Below are 21,854 nucleotides of genomic sequence, written 5' to 3'. Positions count from 1 at the left end.
CACTCCGGCCGGGGGCGCGCGCCGCCCCCGGCCGGACACGACTCAGGAGGTGCGAAGACGCATGTCCATCTCGACCGCGGGAACCGGCGCCCCGGGCTCGGTCGTGGCCGCGACCGCGCGGCGGCGAGGCCGCCGGCGCACCCGGGTGACCGCGGCGGGCGTGCCGGCCGGTCGCGGCATCCGGGCCCGCATCACCCCGTATCTGTTCATCCTCCTCGCGGTCGGGCTGCTCCTGCTTCTCACCTATCTGCCCGCCGCGAACATGCTGTGGTACAGCGTCACCGACTGGGACGGGCTCGACCTCGAGAAGGAGTTCATCGGGCTCGACAATTACATCCAGGTCTTCACCAACCCGCAGATCTTCGGCGTGTTCTTCGTGAGCCTCTACTACTTCGGCGGTGCGTTCCTGCAGATGGCGATCGCGATGTACTTCGCCGCGATCCTCAGCACGTCGACGCGGTTCTCGAACCTCTTCCGGGGCATCCTCTTCTTCCCGTACCTCATCAACGGCGTCGCGATCGGCTTCGTGTTCCTGTACCTGTTCCAGCCGGGCGGCACGCTGGACACCGTGCTGTCGTGGTTCGGGCTCACCGATACGCCGAAGTGGCTAGGCGACCCCGCCGTCGCGAACTACTCGCTCGCCGCGACATCGGTCTGGCGGTACACGGGACTCAACTTCGTGCTCTTCCTCGGCGCGATCCAGTCGATCCCGGGGGAGCTCTACGAGGCGGCCGAGATCGACGGGGCGAACAAGTGGCAGCAGTTCTGGGCGCTCACGTTCCCCGGCATCCGTCGCATCGTCGGGCTCTCCTTCATCCTTGCGATCGCCGGCAGCCTGTCGGTGTTCGAGATCCCGTTCATCATGACGGGCGGCGCGAACGGCACGTCGACGTTCGTCATCCAGACGCTGCAGACGGCGTTCAACTTCCGGCAGGTGGGCCTCGCATCGGCGATGGCGATCGTGCTGCTGGTCATCGTGCTGCTGGTCACGTGGATCCAGCGAAAGCTCTTCCCCGACGAGAAGGTGGATCTCGCATGACGATCGCCGCCCGCCCGCCGCGCACGCCGCGAGTCGGTCCGCGCCTCGCGACGACAGGCAAGTACGGCTCGCTCGTCGTGGGCGCGGTGCTGACCCTCCTGCCGCTCACGGTGCTCTTCTTCGCGAGCTTCAAGACCTCGCAGGAGTTCGGCGCATCCGGTCCGTTCGATCCGCCGTGGAACTGGTTCAACCTCGAGAACTACGTGACCGCGTTCCAGCAGGGCGGGATGGTCGAAGGATTCATCAACACGACGATCGTGCTCGTGATCTCGCTCGCGGGCACGATCCTCATCGGCACCATGGCCGCTTACGCGATCGACCGGTTCTCGTTCCGAGGCCGCAAGCTCGTCGTCGGGCTGTTCCTCGTCGCCACGCTCATCCCGGGCGTGACGAGCCAGGTCGCGACGTTCCAGATCATCAACGGACTCGGGCTCTACAACTCGATGGCGGCGCTCATCCTGCTGTTCCTGGGCACCGACATCATCTCGATCTACATCTTCATCCAGTTCATGCAGTCCATCCCGACGTCCCTCGACGAGGCCGCCATGATCGACGGCGCCAACCGCTGGACCATCTACTGGCGCGTCATCCTGCCGCTGCTCAAGCCCGCCATCGCCACCGTCATCATCATCAAGGGGATCGCCATCTACAACGAGTTCTACCTCCCGTTCCTGTACCTCCCGTCGCAGGGGCTCATCTCGACATCGCTGTTCCGGTTCAAGGGGCCGTTCGGCGCGCACTGGGAGATCATCGCGGCGGGCACGATCCTCGTGATCGTCCCGACGCTCGTGGTCTTCCTGCTGCTGCAGCGATGGATCTACCGGGGCCTCGTGGCCGGAGCGGTCAAGTGACGCGTCTCACGCGTCGCGAGCTGCACGAGGGGTGGTCGGTGCGCGCGGCCTCGGGGCCTGCGCCCGCCGACATCGCCGCCGCCGTCGTCCCCGCCTCGGTGCCGGGGGTCGTCCACACCGACCTGCTCGCCGCGGGACTCATCCCCGACCCGTTCCTCGACGACAACGAGGCGCTCCTGGCATGGATCGGACTCGTCGACTGGACGTACGAGACGACCGTGCAGCTGTCCCGGGAAGAGCTCGCCGCCGCGCACCACCATCTCGTCTTCGAGGGCATCGACACGGTCGCGACGGTGTCGCTCAACGGGTCGCCCCTCGGCGAGGTCGCGAACCAGCACCGCACGTTTCGCTTCGACGTCACCGAGCTCGTGCGCGAGGGCGCGAACACGCTCACGGTCGCGTTCCGCAGCCCCGTGCGGTACGCGAACGCACAGGGCGTCGCGCTCGGCGCGCGGCCCCGGCCGTACCCGCTTCCGTACGACGCGATCCGCAAGGCGGCGTGCAGCTTCGGGTGGGACTGGGGCATCTCGACCGCGACCAGCGGCATCTGGCGGCCGGTCCGCGTGGAGTCCTGGTCGGTCGCACGCCTCACTGACGTGCGCGTGCACGCGGTTCCGAACGAGGGCGGTGGCGGGCGCGTCGACGCGGTCGTGCGCGTGGAGCGAGAGACCGCTGCCGCGCTCACGGTGTCGCTCGCGGTGGCGGGGGGTGAGGCATCCGTCACGATCCCCGCCGGCGAGACCGAGGCGACCGTCACCGTCGAGGTCGACGCGGTCGAACGGTGGTGGCCTGCCGGGCACGGGGCGCAGCCCCTGTACGACGCGGTCGTGTCACTCTCCGCCGACGGAGAGGAGACGGATGCCGCGACGCGGCGCGTCGGGTTCCGCGACCTGCGCTGGGAGACCGCGCCCGACGCCGACGGCACGCCCTTCCAGCTCGTCGTCAACGACCGGCCGGTGTTCGTCAAGGGGGTCAACTGGATCCCGGATGACGCGTTCTTCACGCGGGTCGACCGTGCCCGGTACGCCCGCCGGCTGGGTCAGGCAAAGGCGGCGAACGTCAACCTCGTGCGCGTGTGGGGCGGTGGCGTGTACGAGTCTGACGACTTCTTCGACGTGTGCGACGAGCTCGGGCTGCTCACGTGGCAGGACTTCACCTTCGCGTGCGCCGCGTACGCCGAGGAGGACCCGCTGCGCTCCGAGGTCGAGGCCGAGGCGCGCGACAACATCGTGCGGCTCGCGCATCACGCGTCGCTCGCGGTGCTGTGCGGCAACAACGAGTGCCTGTGGGGCTACGAGGACTGGGGCTGGCAGGCGCTCCTCGACGGGCGCACGTGGGGCGCGTACTACTACCGCGACCTCTTACCGGCGCTCATCGCCGAGCTCGCCCCGCACGTGCCGTACATCCCGGGAAGCCCCTTCAGTCCCGGCGACCGCCACCCCAACGACGAGCGCCACGGCGCGACGCACCTGTGGGAGCAGTGGAACCGCCGCGACTGGATCACGTACCGCGAGCACACGCCGCGCTTCGTCGCGGAGTTCGGCTGGCAGGGACCGCCCACCTGGACGACGCTCACACGCGCGGTCGGCGACGATCCGCTGACGCCCGACTCGCCGGGCATGATCGTCCACCAGAAGGCGGCGGAAGGGGGAATGAAGCTCGCCGCCGGGCTCGTGCCGCATTACCGCGTGCCCGACGACATCGAGACATGGCACTGGGCGACTCAGCTCAACCAGGCGAACGCCGTCTCGGCCGGGCTCGAGTGGTTCCGCTCGCACGCTCCCGGCACGTCGGGGGCGATCGTGTGGCAGCTCAACGACTGCTGGCCCGTCACCTCGTGGGCGGCGATCGACGGCGACGGGCGGGAGAAGCCCCTCTTCTTCGCGCTCGCGCGGGCCTTCGCGCCGCGGCTGGTGACCGTGCAGCCGCGCGGCGACGCGCTCGCGGTGACGCTCGTGAACGACACCGACGACCAATGGCACGACGACCTCGTGCTGACGCGGCGCCCGTTCGACGGAGCCGTGCTCGCGGAGCACACGGTTCCCGTGTCGCTGGCGCCGCGATCGGTGGTGACACTGCCGGTCCCCGAAGCGCTGGCCCACGCGACGGATGCCGCAGCCGAGGTGCTGGTCGCGACGGCCGGCGCCGAGCGCGGCCTGTGGTACTTCGCCGAGCCGCGCGACAGCGCACTCACGGCGGCCCAGCTCGAGTTCTCGGTCGCGCGGGACGGGGGCGAGTTCATCGTGGGGGTGACCAGTCGTGGCCTGGTGCGCGACCTGACGCTGCTGGTCGACCGGCTCTCGCCCGATGCGACGATCGATCGCGGGCTCGTGACCCTCCTGCCGGGGGAGTCGACGGAGTTCCGGGTGTCGGGCATGGAGGACCTCGATGCGGATGCCGTGGCGGATCCGCTCGTGGCGCGCTCCGCCAACCAGCTGGTCACTCGATGAGCCGCCTCGAGGTCCTCGACGAGCCCGTGTGCGGCATGACGTGGGGCTGGGTCGGGACGCGCGGCACGTGGGCGACACCTGAGGCGGCCGCATCGATGGACCTCATGGCCGAGCACGCGGTGACATGGACGGCACTTGCGTACGCGGCGGTGCAGAAGACTCCGTTCTCCACCGAGATCCCCTTCGACGAGCCGCCCACCGTGACCGACGACGAGATCGTGTGGGCGATCCGGCACGCCCACACCCTCGGCCTGAAGGTGTGCCTCAAGCCGGTCGTCAACGTCGCCGACGGCACCTGGCGGGCGCACATCGGCTTCTTCGACTGGGACGTCCCGGGCGAGCCGACGTGGACGCAGTGGTTCGACGCCTACCGGCGGTTCACCGTGCAGGCGGCGACGATCGCGGAGCGCGAGGGCTGCGAGATGCTCTGCATCGGCTGCGAGATGGTGCGCGCCGACGGGCAGGAGGCGCACTGGCGGCGTCTCATCGACGAGGTCCGGTCGGTGTACTCCGGCCCGATCACGTACAACTGCGACAAGTACCAGGAGGACCGCGTCACGTGGTGGGACGCGGTCGACATCGTCTCGTCGAGCGGGTACTACCCGATCGATGCGTGGGCGACGCAGCTCGACCGCATCGAGGCGGTGGTCGTGGCATCCGGCAAGCCGTTCTTCTTCATGGAGGCCGGCTGCCCGTCGCGCGCCGGCTCGGCGCACGCGCCGAACGACTGGGCGCTCGAGGGCGCTCCGTCAGGGGAAGAGCAGCTGCGTTACTACCGCGCGATGTTCGACGCGTGCCGCGAGCGGCCGTGGGTGCGCGGCTTCATGCTCTGGGACTGGCCCGCCCGCCTGTACTCGCGCGAGGACGCCGCGGCGAACCGCGACTATTGCGTATACGGCAAGCCGGCCGGCGACCTCATGGCCGCGGAGTACGCCGACTGGTCGCGTCGGGGCTGAGGCCGGGGCATCCGCCTCAGTAGTGCACCCATACCTCGGTGCCGTACGCCGACCATTCGTAGACGAACCTGGCCTCGGCGTCCCACATGTTCACGCATCCGTGGCTCTGCGGGAACCCGAGCGACGAGCGGAGCGAGTTCGCACCGTGGAAGCCGATGTCGGGCGCGAACCACGTGACCCACGGCACGTCGCGCACGCAGTACGGCGCGCCCTCGAAGCAGCCCATGCTCTGGACGCGCGAGTACCCGTTGACAGTGAAGTGGCCGGCCGGCGTCGCCGAGCCGGGGAGGCCGGACGAGATGACGTGCGAGCTGACGAGGTTGCCGTTCTCGTAGAGGTACGCCCGCTGCGAGCTCAAGTTCACCTCGATCGTGCGTGCGAGCGCGGTCGTCGTGAACGGGAGCGTCGTCATGGGGAGCTCGTAGACGCCGTTCACGTTCTGAAGCTGCTCCGCGAAGGCCGCCGCGATGCCGTCGGTGCTCTCGAGCGTGCGGCCCTCGACGCCCTCGGACAGGGTCCGCAGCACGGTGCCGCTCGAGTTCGTCACGACCGTCGCGTTGACCGGCTCACGATGGACGAGGGCCGGGATCGTCTCGACGAAGGCTTCGATCGCCTGCTGGTCGACCTCGACCGAGAAGCTGCCGCGCGGACCGTCGCCGAGCGTGATCCACGACGCGGCGAGAGCACGGTCGACGGGCACGACCCGCTCGCCGCCGGTGTAGAAGCCCATCGAGTCGAGCATCGTGTTGAGACGATAGGCGGTCGCGTCCGCGACGTACGTCTGCGTCTCGGCATCGATCGGGGCCGCGACGGGGTCGAACTCGACGCGCGACTGACCCGCGTCGAAGGCGTCCTGCAGAGCGGTGCGCACCGAGTCGACGTCGATGCCCGTGCCGAGGATCGCCGGCGTGACGACGTACGACGCGGATGCGGCGTCGAAGGCGAGTTGCGCATCCACCGGGTCGGTGTACAGCGACGGGGCGGCGTCCCGCAGCACCGCCGTCGCGACGTCGGGGTCGAGCTGGACCACCGCCTTCTCGGGCGCCGAGAACCACTCGGTCGGATTCCACATCGGATGCGTCGCGAACGCGTCGTTCGCGAGCTCGCGCGAGCGCACGCTCGCGGCGAGCTCGGCGCCGGTGACCTCGACGTCGCCGTCGGGTCCGTTGATCACGAGGGTCGTCTCAGCGAGGCGCGCGCTCACCGCGTCGGCGGCGGCGCCCGGCGTCAGGCCGCCCACGGACACGCCCCCGATCGACGTGCCGGGCGCGATGAGCACGAGGGAAGAGGCGACGAGCGCCGCGATCGCGACGGCAGCCGGGACGCCGATCCACCATCCCAGGTGACGCTTGCGCTTCGCGGGATCCGCGGGTGCCCACTGCACGTGCGGCTCGGGGGTCGTCGCGGGTCCGGGCACCGGGAGCACGGTCGGAGCAGGAGGAGCTGCGGGTGCCGCGACCGGCGCCGCCGCAAGGGCGCCGACGGGCACCGACTCGCTCTCGGGCTGCGCGGCCGGCTCGTCCACGAGGTCGTCGGCGTCGCCGGGCTCCACGTCGTCGGGCGCGGCCAGTGCCGTGGGCGGCCCGAGGTCGTCGGCGGCGTCGTCCTCGACGTCCGCCTCGGGTTCGGCGTCTTCGGTGAGTGAATCCGCCTCGGGCTCGGGCTCGGGCTCGGGCTCGGGCTCGGGCTCGTCCGCGTCGACCTCGGCCTGCGGCTCGGTGTCGTCGGTGTCCGCCTCGGTGTCGGGCTCGACCTCGACCTCTTCCACCTCGGCTTCGGGCTCGACCTCGGCCTCTTCCACCTCGGCTTCAGCGTCTTCGGCTTCGGCCTCGGACTCCGCCTCGGACTCCGCGTCGGCTTCGGCGTCGGGCTCCGCGTCCTCGGCTTCGGCGTCGGGCTCCGCGTCTTCGGCTTCGGCGTCGGGCTCCGCGTCCTCGGCTTCGGCGTCGGCCTCGGGTTCGACCGCTTCGGCGTCGGGCTCGGCGTCCTCGGCTCCAGCCTCGGCGTCTTCCGCTCCGGCCTCGGCATCCGCCTCGACCTCTTCCGCTTCGACCTCCTCGGCCTCCGCTTCAGCGTCTTCGGTCTCGGCCGCGGCCTCCTCCGACTCGGATTCCTCCGGCTCGACCTCCTCGGCGTCCGCAGCACCGGCCTCGGCATCCGCCTCGACCTCTACGTCCTCGGCTTGCGTGCTCTCGTCACCCTCGACGTCTTCGGGCGCGGCGTCCTCGGCCTCGGCATCCGCCTCGTCCAGCGACTCGTCGGCTTCCGCGTCGACAGCCTCGATGTCGTCGATCTCGAGTTCGTCCAGCGACGTCGTGACGTCGTCGTCGGGCACGTCCTGGGCGCCCGCCTTTGTGGCGAGATCCGTCACGCCATCACCCCCCGGTTGGCCGAATCGTTCTGATCATGGTAATGGACGTCACTCCGGAGGGTCGTGGAAACCCCTATTCCCCGCACACGTCCCGGAATCCATCCATGGTTTCGCGGAACGTCGTCGCGAGTTCGGCGAGCTCCCCCGACTGGTCGAGATCTCCGTTCGCGAGGGCCTCGAGGACGTCGCCGATCTGCCCGTACATCTCCTGCAGCGAGGGCAGGAGCGCGGCGACCTGGTCGTTCGTGATCTCGGATGCCGTCTCGCCGAGCTTCTCGGCTGCGGCGCGCATCGCCTCGACGACCGAGGCAGGGTCATCGGCCGCAGCGGTCTCGAACTCCTCGGCCGCGGCGACGACGGAGTCGCGCACGAGCGCGCACGCGTCTTCGGTGGACTGGCCGGAGTCGCCCGGTCCGTCAGGCCCCGCTTGGACGGTGGCCGTGCCCGTCCCGGACGGGGTGGGGGAGGCCGTGCACGCGGCGAGGCCGAGCGCTGCGAGGGCGACGAGGACGACGGCGGCGATGCTGCGGTGCATGTGTGGGGGACCTCCAGCCTCCCAGCGTAGGCGAGCGCCGCATCCCTCACCCTGGAGTCTTCCGGGACGATGCCGATTTGTAACAGTTTTGTAAATCGTCCGTTCAAATCGTTTCGAGATGTTGCGCGGAGGTTAGTTCGTAAGCTCTACTAACAAACATGTCCGCATCGGAAGTGCAGCGCGGCTCTTCCACAGTGACGCCCGCGCATCGAGAGGAACCCGCCGCCGTGCGCGGCGAGGGCACCCGAGCCCTCCGGCGAGCCGCCAAGGTCCTTCCCGAGCACGCCCGCGCGCACAACCGCTCGCTCGTGCTGCAGACGCTCTTCCACAGCGGCGCGATGAGCCGCGCCGACCTCTCCCGTCAGACGGGACTCACTCGCGTGACCATCTCGGACCTCGTCGCCGAGCTCATCGCCGACGGCTTCGTCGCCGAGAAGGGGGTGCGCGAGGCATCCGGCCCGGGCAAGCCCGCGATGCTCGTCGACCTCGACCGCTCAGGCCACCGCATCATCGGGATCGACCTTTCGGGCAGCGACCGCTTCCTCGGCGCCGTTCTGGACCTCGACGGCAGCATCGTCGCGCGCCGCTCGATCCCAGTCTCGGCCGGGGACGAGCTCGTCGAGTCGGTCATCTCGCTCGCACGCGAGCTCATCGCCGACTCGGACGTCCCGGTCCTGGGTGTCGGCGTCGGCGCGCCCGGCGTCATCGACGATCGGGGAGTCGTGCTCACGGCGCCGAACCTCCGGTGGACGGGCTTCGACCTGCAGAGCACGCTCGAGAATGCCCTCGATCTGCCCGTCGTCGTCGCGAACGACGCGAACGCAGCGGTGCTGGCCGAGTACACGTTCGGCGGAGCGGGCGACGACATCATGCTCGTGAAGGTCGACCGCGGCGTCGGCTCCGGCTTGCTCTCGGGCGGGCGACCGATGCGCGGAGCGCGCTTCGCCGCCGGTGAGATCGGCCACGTCACGGTCGGCACGGACGGCGGCCCGCTCTGCGCGTGCGGCAAGATCGGATGCCTCGAGGCGTGGATCTCTGTGCCGTCGCTGTCGGGCCGGCTCGCCGAGGCATCCGGTGACGCCGCGCGCGAGAGCGTGCTGCGCGATGCGGGAGAGCGCCTCGGAATCGCCCTCGCGCCCATCGTCGGCGCGCTCGACCTGTCGGAGATCGTGCTCTCCGGCCCCTCTGAACTTCTCGGCGGACCCCTCGCGGAAGCGAGCGCCGAGACCCTCCGCACCCGGACGCTCGCCGAAGTCCACGAGGGCATCCGTGTGCGGATGACGGAGCAAGGCCAGGACATCGTCCTGCGCGGCGCGGCCGTCATGGTCCTGTCGGGACAACTGGGCGTGTCCTAGACGACGCCACCAAACCCCCTGGATGGGCCCCACAGGTCCATCCGAACCAAGAGAGAACGAGGGAATCATGAAGAAGACGCTCGGAGCCGTCGCCCTCCTGGGCGCGACGGCGCTTGCCCTGGCCGGCTGTGCCGGCACCAGCGGCGGCGGGAGCACCGAAGAGACCGGCGCGGAGATCCGCGTGTGGCTCAACGGCACGGACACCCCCCAGGAAGCGCGCGACTACCTGAAGGAGACGTTCGAGGAGGAGAACCCGGGCAACACGCTGGTCATCGAGGAGCAGTCGTGGGAGGGCCTCGTCGACAAGCTGACGACCAGCCTGTCGAGCTCGGACAGCCCTGACGTCGTCGAGATCGGCAACACGCATTCGCCGGCGTTCACGTCGGTCGGCGCGCTGCTGGACATCACCGACCTGTACGAGACCCTCGGCGGCGACGACCTGCTGCCGGGCTTCGTCGAGGCGGGGTCGTACGACGACAAGTTCTACGCGCCGCCGCTGTATTCGGGCGCTCGCGTCGTGTTCGCCGACCCGGCGTTCGTGTCGGAGGCCCCGGCGACGCTCGAGGATTACATCGCGAAGGCAAAGGAGCTCGCGGCGTCGCACCCCGGCACCTCGGGCATCTACTTCGCCGGTCAGGACTGGTACAACGCCCTCCCGTTCATCTGGGAGAACGGCGGCGAGCTCGCCGTCGAGGACGGCGGCGAGTGGGACGCTCAGCTGAGCTCGCCCGAGTCGGTCAAGGGCCTCCTGCAGGTGCAGGACCTCATGACGACCGCTTCGGTCGCCCCGAAGGACGGCGACAACGCCGAGCCGTGGACCCCGTACTGCGAGGGTGCCGCAATCCAGTTCTCGGCGCCGAACTGGGCCCTCGGCCTGGCGAGCGAGTGCGACACCGACACCCCGCCGGCCGCGCCGTTCGTGTACGCGCTCCCGGGCGCCTCGGACGGTGCCGCCCAGGTGTTCGCGGGTGGCTCGAACATCGGCATCTCGGCCAAGTCGGCTCACCCCGAGCTTGCCAAGAAGGCGCTCGAGATCATCCTGAGCGATGAGTTCCAGACGATCTACGGCGAGAACGGCCTGATCCCCGCCAAGAAGTCGCTCGCGTCGACGCTCGGCGATACGCCGGAGGCGCAGGCCTTCGCGGAGGCCGCGGGCAACGCGAAGCTCACGCCCGCGTCGCCGAACTGGGCTGAGGTCGAGGCCTCGCGCATCCTCGAGGACTTCTTCGTGAAGATCGCGCAGGGCGGCGACGTGCAGTCGCTGGCCGAGGAGGTCGACCAGAAGATCGAGGACATCCTCAACGGCTGAAACGCCTGAACCATCCCCGGGCGCTCGTGTCCGGAACCGTACCGGGCCGGCGGCTCGCACCGTCGCCGGCCCGGTACTCTCACGATCAGGAGGACTCATGTCCACGCTGCCCAGCGAGGTCGGCCCCGCGGTGAGCGCGGTCGACGGGGAGCGGCTCACCGCACCGGCGGCGCCCGAGCCGCCGAGCCGCCGCCGGCGGTTCGCGCAGGCGGGCGGCTTCACGCCCTACGCGCTGCTGACGCCGGCGCTCATCGCACTCGTCGCGATCACGGGCTGGCCGCTCGTGCAGCTGCTCATCATGTCGTTCCAGGAGTTCGGGCGCGCCCAGGTCTTCGGCGCACCGCCCGAGTTCATCGGACTGGACAACTACATCCAGGTCCTCGGCGACTCGGAGTTCTGGCAGGTCCTCGCCCGCTCGCTCGTCTTCGCCGCGGTCTGCGTCGTCGTCACCATGGTGCTCGGCGTGCTCGTCGCGCTCCTCCTGAAGCGCCTCGGCATCGTGCTGCGCACGCTCGTCTCGGTCGGCCTGCTGCTCGCGTGGGCGATGCCCCCGCTGTCGGCCACGATCGTGTGGGGCTGGATCTTCGACACGAACTACGGCGTGCTCAACTACGTGCTCGCGAACTGGTTCGGCCTCGAGCAGTTCGTGGGGCATCCGTGGCTCATCAACCCGCTCAGCTTCTTCTTCGTCGCGACGATCATCATCGTGTGGGGCGCGATCCCGTTCGTCGCCTTCACGATCTACGCGGGCCTCACGCAGGTGCCCGACGAGGTCATGGAGGCCGCCCAGCTCGACGGCGCCGGAGGCGTGAAGCGCTTCTTCCTCGTGGTCGTGCCGTACATCCGGTCGATCCTCATCATCGTCACGATCCTGCAGGTGATCTGGGATCTCCGCGTCTTCACGCAGATCTACTCCCTGCAGTCGATCGGCGGCCTCGCCGAGCAGACCAACACGCTCGGCGTCTACATCTACCGCGTCTCGCTCGGCTCGGGCGACTTCGGCGTGGGCGGCGCGATCTCGGTGATCGTCGTCCTGCTGCTGGTCGCGATCTCGATCTTCTACGTGCGACGGAGTGTCAAGGAGGAGGCACTGTGACCACCGCGACCCTCACCCCTCCGTCGGCGCCGGGCGCCGCATCCGTGCCGACCCGTCGTCGCAAGAGCCCCCGTCGCCGCATCGGCGGGATCCTCGCGGGCGTCGCCGCGATCGTCGTGTTCGTCGCGTCCGCGTTCCCCGTGTACTGGATGGTGAACACCTCCTTCCAGCCGAACGCGCAAGTGCGCGGCAGCGAGCTGCACCTGTGGCCCGACAACGCGACCCTCGACAACTACATCAACGTCATCTTCAACGCGGAGCGAGCGCCGTTCCTCCCCGCGCTCGCGAACTCGGTCGTCATCACGATCATCACGGTCGCCGTCGCGGTCGTGTTCGCGTTCCTCGCGGCGCTCGCGGTCACGCGATTCCGGTTCCGTTCGAGTGCCGCGTTCATCATCGCGATCCTCATCATCCAGATGATCCCGGCCGAGGCGATGATCATCTCGATCTTCCGTCTGATCGACGGGTGGAACCTGCTCAACAGCGTCGTCGGCCTATCGGCGGTGTACATCGCGACGGTGCTCCCGTTCACGATCTGGACCCTGCGCGGCTTCATCAACGGCGTGCCCGCCGAGCTCGAGGAGGCCGCCATGATCGACGGCCTGAGCCGGTCGCAGGCGTTCTGGCGCATCACCTTCCCGCTGCTCATGCCGGGCCTCGTCGCGACGGGCATCTTCGGCTTCATCCAGGCGTGGAACGAGTTCGTGTTCGCGCTCGTGCTCAATCCGCGTCCCGAGGCGATGACGCTGCCCGTGTGGCTGCGCACGTTCCTCGACCCGAACGGCGGCATCAACTGGGCGGAGCTCATGGCGGGCTCGACCATCGTGGCGATCCCCGTCGTCGTGTTCTTCCTGTTCGTGCAGAGCCGCATGACGAGCGGCCTCGTGGCCGGGGCGGTCAAGGGCTGATGGGCACGTGGGCGTTGGCCGCCTCCCGTGGGGAGGTCGGCCGGTGAGGGTCGGGCTCGATGTCGGCGGAACGAAGACCGAGGTGGTCGCGATCGACGCGGACGGCGTGATCGCCGGTCGCGTGCGCATGGCGACGGGGTGGGGGCCGGATGCCGTGACCCGCACGATCGTCGACGGCGTCCGCGCTCTCGGGGCGGAGGCCGGCATCGACCTCGCCGCGGTGCGCTCCGTCGGCGTGGGCATCCCGGGGCAGATCGAGCCCGGGTCGGCGCGCGTCGTGCACGCGGTCAACCTCGGGGTCGACGAGCTCGACCTCGCGGCGGCCGTCGGGCCGCAGCTCGGTGTGCCCGTGCGCGTCGAGAACGATGTCAAGGCCGCAGCGCTCGGCGCGTTCGCGCTGCACGGCGGTGCGGGGACGATGGCCTACCTCAATCTCGGCACCGGCGTCGCGGCGGGCATCGTGGCCGGCGGCGAGCTGTGGCGCGGCGCCCGCGGCGCCGCGGGCGAGGTCGGGCACATCTCGGTCGACCCGAATGGGCCCGTGTGCCGCTGCGGACAGCGCGGATGCATCGAGGCGTTCGCCGGTGGCGGCGTCATCGCCGAACGCTGGGGCCGCTCAGGAGCGCTTCCCGTGCGCGACGTCTTCGACGCGGCCGACGCGGGCGACGCCGGCGCGATCGAGCTGCGCCGGGGCCTCGCCCGAGGCGTCGCGGCCGCGGTGCGCGTGCTCGTGCTGACGGTCGACGCCGACGTCGTCGTGCTCGGTGGCGGGATCACCGCCCTCGGCGACCGCCTGCTGGTGGACGTCGTGAGCGAGCTGGGCGCGAGCGCCGAGGCATCCGCGTTCATGCGATCCCTGCGGCTGGAGGACCGCGTCGAGCTGCTGCCCGCCGGTTCACCCGCGGCCGCGCTCGGCGCTGCGCTCATCGGCGCCGCACACGACCCCGAGGAGGCTCTCGCCCATGGCTGAGGTCATCATCGTGTCGTCGGAGAACGAGGCGGGCGCGATCGTCGCCGACGAGATCGTGCGGCTCATCCGCGCGAACCCCGAGACGGTGCTCGGCCTCGCGACCGGGTCGACGCCGCTGCCCGTGTACGAGGCGCTGCGCCGGCGGCTCGAGGGCGTGAACGTGTCGCGCGTGCGCGGCTTCGCGCTCGACGAGTACGTGGGGCTGGACCCGGCGCATCCGCAGTCGTACCGATCGGTCATCACGCGCGAGGTCGTCGAGCCTCTCGGGCTCGCGCCCGAGCTCATCCGCACGCCGAACGGCTCGCTCGACGGCATCGAGCACGCGGGCGACGACTATGAGCGCGCGATCGTGGAGGCAGGGGGCGTCGACCTGCAGATCCTCGGCATCGGGACATCCGGCCACATCGGCTTCAACGAGCCCGGTTCGTCGTTCGCGTCGCTCACGCGCGTCAAGACGCTCATCGAACAGACGCGGCACGACAACGCGCGATTCTTCGACTCCGTCGACGACGTGCCGATGCACTGCATCACGCAGGGCCTCGGCACGATCCTGCGCGCGCGGCACCTCATGCTGCTCGCGTTCGGCGAGAACAAGGCGGATGCCGTCGCCGGCGCCGTCGAGGGACCCATCACGGCCTCGTGCCCGGGCTCGGCGATCCAGCTGCACCCGCACGCGACCGTCGTGATCGACGAGGCCGCCGCCTCGCGCCTCGAGCACGCGGACTACTACCGCTACGCGTACGCGCACAAGCCCGAGTGGCAGCGACTCTAGCCCGCGCCTGTTGCCCCCACCGGCGCCGAGTGCACGACTTCCTGTCGAGCGCACGGGGTGCCTGCGTCGCGAGGTCGTGCACTCGGCGCGAGGTCGTGCACTCGCGGCGGGGTGTGCCTCGCGTGAGCGCGGCGCCTAGGCCCACGCGTGCCGGATGAGGTGGTTCCGGCTCAGCGGCGCGAGCGGCGTGTGCTCGACCTCGTCCTCGGCGAGCCACCGCAGCTCGGCGATCTCAGCGCTCGCCTCGGCGAAGACCTCATCCACACGGAGCAGGTACGCGTCGGCGACGACGACGTGGCCGGGCTCGTTGGCCGCGGCATCCGTGAATCGCCCGAGAGAGACGAACGACCTCGGGTCGGCCCGGATCCCCGTTTCTTCAGCCACTTCGCGCACCGCTGCGTCGAGCGCCGACTCGCCGGGGTCGGGCTTGCCTCCCGGCTGCTGGAACACGGATGCGCCGTGCTTGCGCACGACAAGCGCACGTCGGTCGGCGACCACGACGACCGCGCTCACGTGCACCTCGGCGCTCACCGCGAGAAGACCTTGCCGGGATTGAGGATGCCGAGCGGGTCGAACACCGCCTTGATCTGCCGCTGCAGCTCCCACTGGTCGTCTCCGAGCTCGTCGGCGAGCCAGCGGCGCTTGAGCACGCCGACGCCGTGCTCGCCGGTGAGAGTGCCGCCGAGGCGGAGAGCCGCGCGGAAGAGATCGTCGGCGGCGTCCCAGATGTACGCGGGCGCCTCGACGATCCCGCCGGCTCCGATCGCTGAGCCCGCCGGGGCGTCGAAGATGAAGTTCGGGTGCAGGTTGCCGTCGCCCGCGTGGGCGACGGTCGGGATCGTGACGCCGTGCTCGCGCTCGACCCGCGCGATCTCGTCGAACATCGCGGGCAGCGCGCTCCGCGGAACGGACACGTCCTCGATGAGGGCGGTGCCGAGGGACTCCATCGCCGGATGCATCATCCGCCGGACCGTCAGCAGCCGCTCGCCCTCCTCGCGATCGTGCGACACCGCGACGGTGCCGCCCGACGCGCGCAGCACCTCGGCGATCGCATCCGCCTCGGTGACGGCGGCGGGCCCGTCGGTCTGGATCGTGAGCTGCGTGGCCCCGGGTGTCGGCGGCTCGAGCTTCAGCAGGGCGTGGACGGCCGCGAGCGAGTGCGCGTCCATGAGCTCCATGATCGCGGGCTGCGCGCCCGACGCGGTGACGGCGGCGGATGCCACGGCCGCCGCCCGCACGTCGGGAAAGGTCGCCGCGATCGTGCACACCTCGCCCGGCACGAGCCGGCGGAGCTTGAGCGTCGCCCCGACGACGACGCCGAGCGTGCCCTCGGAGCCGATCACGAGCGACGTGAGGTCGAGGCCCGTCACGCCCTTCACGGTGCGGTGCCCGAGGTGGAGGAGCCGTCCGTCGGCGATCACGAGGTCGACGCCGAGCACCGCGTCGCGCACGACGCCGTACTTCGCGCACAGGAGTCCGCCCGCGCCGGTCGCGATGTTGCCGCCCACGGTCGAGATCGCGCGGCTCGCGGGGTCGGGCGCCCACCACAGGCCGTGCTCGGCGAGCGCGGTGTTGAGGTCGGCGTTGAGGATGCCCGGCTCGACCACTGCCAGCAGGTCGTCGGGACGGATCTCGAGGATGCGGTCCATCGCCCGCAGCGACAGCGCGAGCTCGCCTTCGCCCGCGTTCGCGCCGCCCGCGAGGCCCGTGGCGGCGCCGCGCACCACGACGGGAGTGCGTGTCTCGGTCGCGATGCGCATCGTCTGCTGCACGTCTTCGACCGAGGTCGCGTTCACGACCGCGAGAGGAAGACCGGATGCCGCATGCCCCGACTTGTCGGCGCGTGCCAGCGCGAGCGAGTCAGGGCTCGTGTCGACGCGGTGTCCGAGCGCGGCGCGCAGCCGCTCGACGACGCCACTCATGGATCAGGCGAACCGGCGACGACCGGCGAAGACTCCGACCGTGACCGCGACGACTCCGAAGATCAGTCCGACCCAGGTGGCGCCCAGACTCCACCACGCGATCGTCGCCGACACGTACACGAGCAGCTCGACGACGCCGCGCACGAACGGATGCACCGCGAGCACGGCGCGCGGTGAGACGAACAGCGCCCACACGACGATCGCCACAACGGGGGTCGCTATGCCGAAGACGATGTTCCACGGGAACGGCCACGCGACGAAGCCCCAGATCGCGAGGCTCGCGAACGCGAACAGCTCGCACAGGAACGCGAGGATGTCGATGCCCGTGATGCGGGGGACGGTGCCCGCCTCGGTGGTCGCGGGGGTCTGGTCGGGCTTGTCGGGCATGACCTCCAGTCTACGACCGGGGCTGCCGCGGATCGGCGCCGCGGCCTTCCGCTCAGCGGGGGAGCGCTGCGAGGATCGCGCGCAGGTCCACCAGACCGCTCAGGCGCGTCGAGCCGGTGGGTCCGGTCTCCGTCACCGTGACATACCGCAAGCCGACCGATGCGTCGGCGAGCAGCTGCGGGAGCGTGGGGCGGACCGAGGCGGTGCCCGCGCCGCCTGCGTCCAGGGTGATCCGCTGCTTCACCGCACCGGCGAGGAGCACTTCGACCGTCGAGCCCGCCGCGCCCGACACGGGGATGTGCAGCGTCAGCCGCATGCCCGTCGAGAACTCCGCGGTCGCACGCGACGGCGTCGGCACACCCGCGGGGAGCGGAGCGACCACCGGCGGGTCGGGGGCGGCCGCGGGAGGGTCGGGGTCGACCGGCGTCGTCGGCGGAGGACCGGGATCGACGGGATCGCCCGGGTCGCCCGCGCCCGGGTCGCTCGGTTGCCCGGGCTCGGATGCCGCGGGCGGAGCGGTCCGTGGTGCGACGGGCTCGGACCCAGGCGGCGTCTCTTCGACGGGAGGAGTCGGCTCGTCGGGGGTCGGCTCGGGCGTCGGCTCCTCGGGCGGAGCATCCGCCTCGTCTTCGGGTGCCGGCGCGACGTCGGGTCCGGTCGCGGGACCGACCACGAGGTCGTCGAGCGAACCCTGCTGAGCCGCCGCCTCGGCGACGGTCGAGGACTGCTGCAGAGAGGGCAGCACGGCGGCGGTCGCCACGAGGCCGCCCACGACGACGGTCGCCGCGACGGCCAGCGCGGCGATCCCGCCCGCACCCGAGAGCACGCCACCGCCGGACGCCGCGCCCGAGCCCACGGCCGACCCCGCGCCGGTCCCGGATGCCCCGCCGCCCGCCACGGCGCCCACGGCGGGCATCGCGACGATCGCCTCGGGCATCGCGGGCACGACGCCCGCCGCCATCGCGGCGCTCGTCACCCCGCCCTGCAGCGAAGCGAGGTACGACGCCGAGCCGGCCGCGCCGAGCACGAGCGGAAGCAGCACGAGCGCGAGGCGGTTCGAGACGTCGCGCGCCTCGGCGGCGACGATCGCGCAGCGCGCGCAGTCCGCCAGATGGGCCTCCACCTTCGCGTGGTCGCGGCGCCCGAGGTTGGAGCGCGCGTAAGCGCCCAGGCGCTCGATCGTCCACTGGCAGTCCGACCCGTCGGCGACGCTGCGCAGGTGCGCCTGGATCCACGCCTCGCGCAGGCCCTCGCGGGCGCGGAACGCGAGCTGGCTGACCGCCGCCGCCTTCATGCCCAGCAGCGGTGCGACCTCGGAGGGCCCCAGCTGCTCGATCTCGGTGTACCAGAGCACCTCCTGCCACCGGGTCGGGAGACTCTTGAACGCCTGCGCGGTGATCCCGCGGTCGAGCGCGTCCTGCGTCGCCTGCTCGCCCGAGTCGGGATCTTCGACCGTCTCGAGCTCGTCGATCGTCACCTCGCGCCGGCTGCGGCCCCAGCTCGCCGCGGTGTTGCGGATGCTCGTGAACAGGTACGCGCGGAACGAGCCGGTGGGGCCGCCGCCCTTGAGGATCGACTGGTAGATGCGGACGTACGCCTCCTGCACGAGGTCGTCGGCGTCGAGGCTCGGCGAGACCGACGTCGCGACGACGATTCCCGACCGGTAGTGGCGTCGCCAGAGCTCGCCGAACGCCTCGCGATCGCCGGAGCGCGTGCGGAGCACGAGGTCGGCATCCGCCGTCTCGGTGAACGCGGGGGGCGCGGTGTCGTGTGCGGTCATCTCTCGCTCTCGGCGCGTCTCGGAACGCCGGTCGGGTCGCCGGCGTCACTCATGAGACGCGCGCAGTCGGGTCTGCATAACGCGTTCTGACCATTCTCTCGGTTTCGCGGCAGTCGTCGCACGGCTTTCCCCATTTCCCTTGAAGAAATTCTCAGAAGTCGCGTAACGGATGCCTCACGCCCGCGTCTCATGTGCAGAGACGTCGTTCGAGTCGGGGGGCTGACCCGGGCGGCGGTGCGGGGGGAGCGGGTGAGAGCCTGCGGCACAGGGCAGGGCCCGGAAGCGCTCGGGGGAGACGCTTCCGGGCCCCCCGTCTCTCCCCGCGTGCCGACCGCGTCAGATGGGGTCGCCGGCGACCCACACGTGCTGCACCCGCAGCGCGTCGTCCAGCAGCACCGCGTCGGCGGCCGATCCGATCTCGAGCCGGCCGAGATCGGGTCGGCCGATCGCGCGGGCGGGGGTCGCGGTGAGCGCCGCGAGGGCGGCGTCGACCGCGACACCTGCCGCGACGACGTTTCGCAGGGCCTCGTCCTGCGTGAGCGTCGATCCGGCGATCGCAGCGTCGTCGGCGAGGCGTGCGACGCCGTCCGCGACCTCGACCGCGAGTCCGCCGAGCTCGTAGCGTCCGTCGGACGCGCCCGCCGCGGCCATGGCGTCCGTGACGAGTGCGATGCGCCCGGGCGCCGCGTCGAACGCGACCGCGATGAGCGAAAGGTCGACGTGCACGCCGTCGGGGATGAGCTCGAGCGTCACGCGGTCGTCCTGCAGCGCCGCGACGACGGGTCCGGGAGCGCGGTGGTGGATCCCGCGCATGGCGTTGAACGCGTGCGTCACGATCGTCGCGCCCGCGTCGAACGCGCGCTTCGCGGCATCCGCATCGGCATCCGTATGCCCGATCGCGACCGCGACGCCGGCCTCGACGAACACGCGGATCGCATCATGCGCGCCGTCGAGCTCAGGGGCGATCGTCACCTGCCGGATCGTGCCGCGGCCGGCCTCGAGCAGGCGATCGACGGATGCCGCATCCGGCAGGCGCAGCAGGGATCCGGTGTGCGCGCCCTTGTGCCCGGGGTCGAGGAAGGGCCCCTCGAGGTGCGAGCCGAGGATCGTGGGGTCGGCCTCCGCGAGGTCCGCGACGAGTGCGGCGCGCTCCGCGAGGTCGTCGATCGACGCGGTGACGAGCGAGACGACGGCGCGCGTGGTGCCGTGGGATCGGTGGAGGGCGCGGGCGGTCGCGATCGCGTCGGCTCCGTCGTCGTAGGTCGCGCCGCCGCCGCCGTGGCCGTGGATGTCGATGAAGCCGGGGGCGAGGCATCCGCCGTCACCGTCCACCGCGTCGCGCGGCGCGAGCACGCGCCAGCCGTCACACGTGCCGCGATCGACGACGACACCGGCGTCGAAAGCGAGCCACGCGTCGTCGTCGCCGCCCGACCGCACGGAGTGGACGACGCGGTCGGCGCTCACTCCGAGGTCCAGGGGATCTCGTCGGACGGGTGGTACGCGATGCCGAGGCTGGTCCAGAGGGGACCGAGCGCGCCGACGCGCTCGCGGAACGACTCCCACGTGCGCAGCTCGCTCGCACCCGTCGCGGGCGACCACGCCGCCTCGGCGGCCGCGGCGATCCGCGGGAACGCGAGGTGGTCGATGTCGTCGGCCGAGCGGACGGTCTCGGTCCACAGCGGCGCCTCGACACCGAGGATGTCGTCGTCCTCGATGCCGTCGATGACGTCGGACGGCTCCCACGAGTACGCGCGCTGGACGCTCGTAGGGCCATTCGCCCACGAGAGTCCGAGCGTCGTCGACTTGTCGTACTTCATGTCGAGATAGACCGCGTCGGCCGGAGACAGGATGATCTGCGAGCCGAGCTTCACGAACGCGCGCGCCTTGTCGTCCATGCCCTCAGTCGGCTGCACGAAGCCCCAGTACTGCCCGATCGTGTCGTCGCACAGATCCGGGGCGGAGCCCGCCTCGTGCCATGCGACGGGGATCTTGTCGAGGTCGGAGATGAGCCGGCTCGTGCGCTCGACGAACTCGGCGAAGTCGTCGTCGGCCGTGCCGTGCGCCTCGTCTCCGCCGAAGTGCAGGTACGGTCCGGGCGTCATCGCGGCGAGCTCGCCGAACACGTCGGCGACGAAGTCGTACGTCGCCTCGTCGTGGATGCGCAGCGACGAGAACCCGACCGCGATCCCCTCGTACGGAACCCCCGCGGCAGGCAGGTCGCCGCCGAAGGCCTCGATCGTCGCCCGCACGGCGTCGGTGATGACGGGCTCCTCGACGAGCTCGGGGTAGGCAAGTCCGACCGCGTGCGTGTGTCCGGGCATGTCGATCTCGGGAACGAGCGTCATGTGGCGCGAGGCCGCGTACTCGACGATCTCGCGGTAGTCGTCCTTCGTGTAGAACCCTCCGGCGTCGCCGCCGACCGACGTCGCCGACGCGCGCTCGGTGAGCTCGGGGCGCGACGTCAACTGGATGCGCCAGCCCTGGTCGTCGCTCAGGTGCAGGTGGAGCACGTTGAACTTGAGGCCCGCCGCGCGATCGATGTATCCCTTGACGGTCTCGACCGGATGGAAGTGCCGCGCCACGTCGAGCATCACGCCGCGGTACGCGAAGCGCGGGGCATCCGCGATCTCGACGGCTGGAACGACCCAGCGGTCGCCGTCCCGGTCGACGAGCTGCGCGAGTGTCTGCACGCCGTAGAAGAGTCCCGCCGCGTCGGCGCCGGTGACGATGACGGATGCCTCATCCGCCGTCAGTCGGTAGGACTCCGCCCCGCCCGAGGACTTGTCGACGTCGAGGCGGACGACCCCGGTGTCGTCGTCTTCGGACGCGGATGCCCCGAGCTCCAGCCCCGTGCGCGCTTCGAGCAGCGCGGTGAGGGCGGCGGCGGCATCCGCGTCGCCTTCGATGCGAACGCGGGCATCGAGCGGGAACGCGGCGGACTCGCCGGCGGTGACGGATGCGGGGGCGGGGACGACGGAGAGCTGGCGCACAGTGCCTCCATTCTGGGGTGCGGACGTGCACCCGGCCAGTGTCGGGCCCAGGGCGAGGCTCAGGGCGAGGGCCAGGGCGAGGGCGGTCCGTCCGCGGTGACGAATCATGTAAAGGTCCCTAACAAATCCGGTGGCGATCAGCCTAGCAGCGCGCTTTCGGCTA

The 21,854-nt window shown here is 70.9% G+C and carries 18 protein-coding genes; 10 read left to right on the top strand and 8 right to left on the bottom strand.

All coding sequences use genetic code 11. The features are described 5' to 3' along the window. Positions 1-61 precede the first annotated feature (61 nt). The 4 genes from BJ991_RS16090 to BJ991_RS16075 are packed head-to-tail and all read left to right on the top strand — an operon-like array spanning position 62 to position 5,296. Positions 62-1,039 carry a carbohydrate ABC transporter permease gene (locus tag BJ991_RS16090; RefSeq protein WP_179491659.1) on the top strand — a complete coding sequence of 326 codons (978 nt, stop codon included), beginning with the start codon at positions 62-64 and terminating at the stop codon, positions 1,037-1,039. Then, positions 1,036-1,890 (top strand): carbohydrate ABC transporter permease, encoded by an 855-nt coding sequence (locus BJ991_RS16085; RefSeq protein ID WP_179491657.1) that lies wholly within the window; start codon positions 1,036-1,038, stop codon positions 1,888-1,890. The genes BJ991_RS16090 and BJ991_RS16085 overlap by 4 nt, the downstream gene beginning before the upstream one ends. Further along, positions 1,887-4,340, top strand: coding sequence for a glycoside hydrolase family 2 protein (locus tag BJ991_RS16080; RefSeq protein WP_343048805.1), 2,454 nt, complete (start codon positions 1,887-1,889; stop codon positions 4,338-4,340). Before BJ991_RS16085 ends, BJ991_RS16080 begins: the two co-directional genes overlap by 4 nt. Continuing rightward, on the top strand, positions 4,337-5,296 hold the full coding sequence (locus BJ991_RS16075; RefSeq protein WP_246301116.1) for a glycoside hydrolase family 113: 960 nt from the start codon (positions 4,337-4,339) through the stop codon (positions 5,294-5,296). Before BJ991_RS16080 ends, BJ991_RS16075 begins: the two co-directional genes overlap by 4 nt. A gap of 16 nt (positions 5,297-5,312) precedes the next feature. Here BJ991_RS16075 and BJ991_RS18855 read toward each other — a convergent pair whose 3' ends face one another. Both BJ991_RS18855 and BJ991_RS16065 read right to left on the bottom strand, forming a co-directional pair. Further along, positions 5,313-7,667 carry a L,D-transpeptidase family protein gene (locus BJ991_RS18855; RefSeq protein WP_343048804.1) on the bottom strand — a complete coding sequence of 785 codons (2,355 nt, stop codon included), beginning with the start codon at positions 7,665-7,667 and terminating at the stop codon, positions 5,313-5,315. Positions 7,668-7,740: 73 nt separating this feature from the next. Beyond that, the gene (locus tag BJ991_RS16065; protein WP_179491653.1) at positions 7,741-8,202 is read right to left on the bottom strand and encodes a hypothetical protein; all 462 of its coding nucleotides are present in this window, start codon (positions 8,200-8,202) and stop codon (positions 7,741-7,743) included. Between the two features lie 158 nt (positions 8,203-8,360). On the opposite strand from BJ991_RS16065, the gene BJ991_RS16060 reads away from it, so the two are divergent. From BJ991_RS16060 to BJ991_RS16035, 6 genes are all read left to right on the top strand, one after another. Further along, positions 8,361-9,557 carry an ROK family transcriptional regulator gene (locus BJ991_RS16060; RefSeq protein ID WP_179491651.1) on the top strand — a complete coding sequence of 399 codons (1,197 nt, stop codon included), beginning with the start codon at positions 8,361-8,363 and terminating at the stop codon, positions 9,555-9,557. 67 nt (positions 9,558-9,624) lie between these two features. Then, the gene (locus BJ991_RS16055; protein ID WP_179491649.1) at positions 9,625-10,866 is read left to right on the top strand and encodes an extracellular solute-binding protein; all 1,242 of its coding nucleotides are present in this window, start codon (positions 9,625-9,627) and stop codon (positions 10,864-10,866) included. 97 nt (positions 10,867-10,963) lie between these two features. Further along, positions 10,964-11,962: a carbohydrate ABC transporter permease gene (locus BJ991_RS16050; RefSeq protein ID WP_179491647.1), complete on the top strand. Its 999-nt coding sequence runs from the start codon at positions 10,964-10,966 to the stop codon at positions 11,960-11,962. After that, the gene (locus tag BJ991_RS16045) at positions 11,959-12,870 is read left to right on the top strand and encodes an ABC transporter permease subunit (protein WP_179491645.1); all 912 of its coding nucleotides are present in this window, start codon (positions 11,959-11,961) and stop codon (positions 12,868-12,870) included. The genes BJ991_RS16050 and BJ991_RS16045 overlap by 4 nt, the downstream gene beginning before the upstream one ends. Positions 12,871-12,913: 43 nt before the next feature. Beyond that, positions 12,914-13,840 (top strand): ROK family protein, encoded by a 927-nt coding sequence (locus BJ991_RS16040; protein WP_179491643.1) that lies wholly within the window; start codon positions 12,914-12,916, stop codon positions 13,838-13,840. Next, positions 13,833-14,612, top strand: a complete 780-nt coding sequence (locus BJ991_RS16035) for a glucosamine-6-phosphate deaminase (protein ID WP_179491641.1) — start codon at positions 13,833-13,835, stop codon at positions 14,610-14,612. The genes BJ991_RS16040 and BJ991_RS16035 overlap by 8 nt, the downstream gene beginning before the upstream one ends. 135 nt (positions 14,613-14,747) lie before the next feature. Here BJ991_RS16035 and BJ991_RS16030 read toward each other — a convergent pair whose 3' ends face one another. From BJ991_RS16030 to BJ991_RS16005, 6 genes are all read right to left on the bottom strand, one after another. Further along, complete coding sequence (locus tag BJ991_RS16030) at positions 14,748-15,143, bottom strand: NUDIX hydrolase (protein WP_343048803.1); 396 nt, start codon at positions 15,141-15,143, stop codon at positions 14,748-14,750. Further along, positions 15,140-16,534 (bottom strand): FAD-binding oxidoreductase, encoded by a 1,395-nt coding sequence (locus BJ991_RS16025; RefSeq protein WP_179491637.1) that lies wholly within the window; start codon positions 16,532-16,534, stop codon positions 15,140-15,142. Before BJ991_RS16025 ends, BJ991_RS16030 begins: the two co-directional genes overlap by 4 nt. Positions 16,535-16,537: 3 nt before the next feature. Continuing rightward, positions 16,538-16,921: a YrdB family protein gene (locus BJ991_RS16020; RefSeq protein ID WP_179491635.1), complete on the bottom strand. Its 384-nt coding sequence runs from the start codon at positions 16,919-16,921 to the stop codon at positions 16,538-16,540. Positions 16,922-16,973: 52 nt separating this feature from the next. After that, complete coding sequence (locus BJ991_RS16015; RefSeq protein WP_179491633.1) at positions 16,974-18,701, bottom strand: sigma-70 family RNA polymerase sigma factor; 1,728 nt, start codon at positions 18,699-18,701, stop codon at positions 16,974-16,976. Between the two features lie 336 nt (positions 18,702-19,037). Next, positions 19,038-20,165 carry an N-acetylglucosamine-6-phosphate deacetylase gene (nagA, locus tag BJ991_RS16010; protein ID WP_179491631.1) on the bottom strand — a complete coding sequence of 376 codons (1,128 nt, stop codon included), beginning with the start codon at positions 20,163-20,165 and terminating at the stop codon, positions 19,038-19,040. Then, positions 20,162-21,799, bottom strand: a complete 1,638-nt coding sequence (locus BJ991_RS16005) for a beta-N-acetylhexosaminidase (RefSeq protein WP_179491629.1) — start codon at positions 21,797-21,799, stop codon at positions 20,162-20,164. Before BJ991_RS16005 ends, nagA begins: the two co-directional genes overlap by 4 nt. Positions 21,800-21,854 lie beyond the last annotated feature (55 nt).

Source organism: Microbacterium immunditiarum (assembly GCF_013409785.1).
GTDB classification, from domain to species: domain Bacteria; phylum Actinomycetota; class Actinomycetes; order Actinomycetales; family Microbacteriaceae; genus Microbacterium; species Microbacterium immunditiarum.
Note: the sequence above shows the minus strand (reverse complement) of the source record. Positions and strands in the feature narration are given on the sequence as shown.

Excerpts from the sequence above, each read along its gene's own strand:
- BJ991_RS16090 (WP_179491659.1), top strand. The coding sequence starts at position 62 with ATGTCCATCTCGACCGCGGGAACCGGCGCCCCGGGCTCGGTCGTGGCC.
- BJ991_RS16085 (WP_179491657.1), top strand. The coding sequence starts at position 1,036 with ATGACGATCGCCGCCCGCCCGCCGCGCACGCCGCGAGTCGGTCCGCGC.
- BJ991_RS16075 (WP_246301116.1), top strand. The coding sequence starts at position 4,337 with ATGAGCCGCCTCGAGGTCCTCGACGAGCCCGTGTGCGGCATGACGTGG.
- BJ991_RS16065 (WP_179491653.1), bottom strand. The coding sequence starts at position 8,202 with ATGCACCGCAGCATCGCCGCCGTCGTCCTCGTCGCCCTCGCAGCGCTC.
- BJ991_RS16060 (WP_179491651.1), top strand. The coding sequence starts at position 8,361 with ATGTCCGCATCGGAAGTGCAGCGCGGCTCTTCCACAGTGACGCCCGCG.
- BJ991_RS16055 (WP_179491649.1), top strand. The coding sequence starts at position 9,625 with ATGAAGAAGACGCTCGGAGCCGTCGCCCTCCTGGGCGCGACGGCGCTT.
- BJ991_RS16050 (WP_179491647.1), top strand. The coding sequence starts at position 10,964 with ATGTCCACGCTGCCCAGCGAGGTCGGCCCCGCGGTGAGCGCGGTCGAC.
- BJ991_RS16035 (WP_179491641.1), top strand. The coding sequence starts at position 13,833 with ATGGCTGAGGTCATCATCGTGTCGTCGGAGAACGAGGCGGGCGCGATC.
- BJ991_RS16025 (WP_179491637.1), bottom strand. The coding sequence starts at position 16,534 with ATGAGTGGCGTCGTCGAGCGGCTGCGCGCCGCGCTCGGACACCGCGTC.
- BJ991_RS16020 (WP_179491635.1), bottom strand. The coding sequence starts at position 16,921 with ATGCCCGACAAGCCCGACCAGACCCCCGCGACCACCGAGGCGGGCACC.
- BJ991_RS16015 (WP_179491633.1), bottom strand. The coding sequence starts at position 18,701 with ATGACCGCACACGACACCGCGCCCCCCGCGTTCACCGAGACGGCGGAT.
- BJ991_RS16005 (WP_179491629.1), bottom strand. The coding sequence starts at position 21,799 with ATGATTCGTCACCGCGGACGGACCGCCCTCGCCCTGGCCCTCGCCCTG.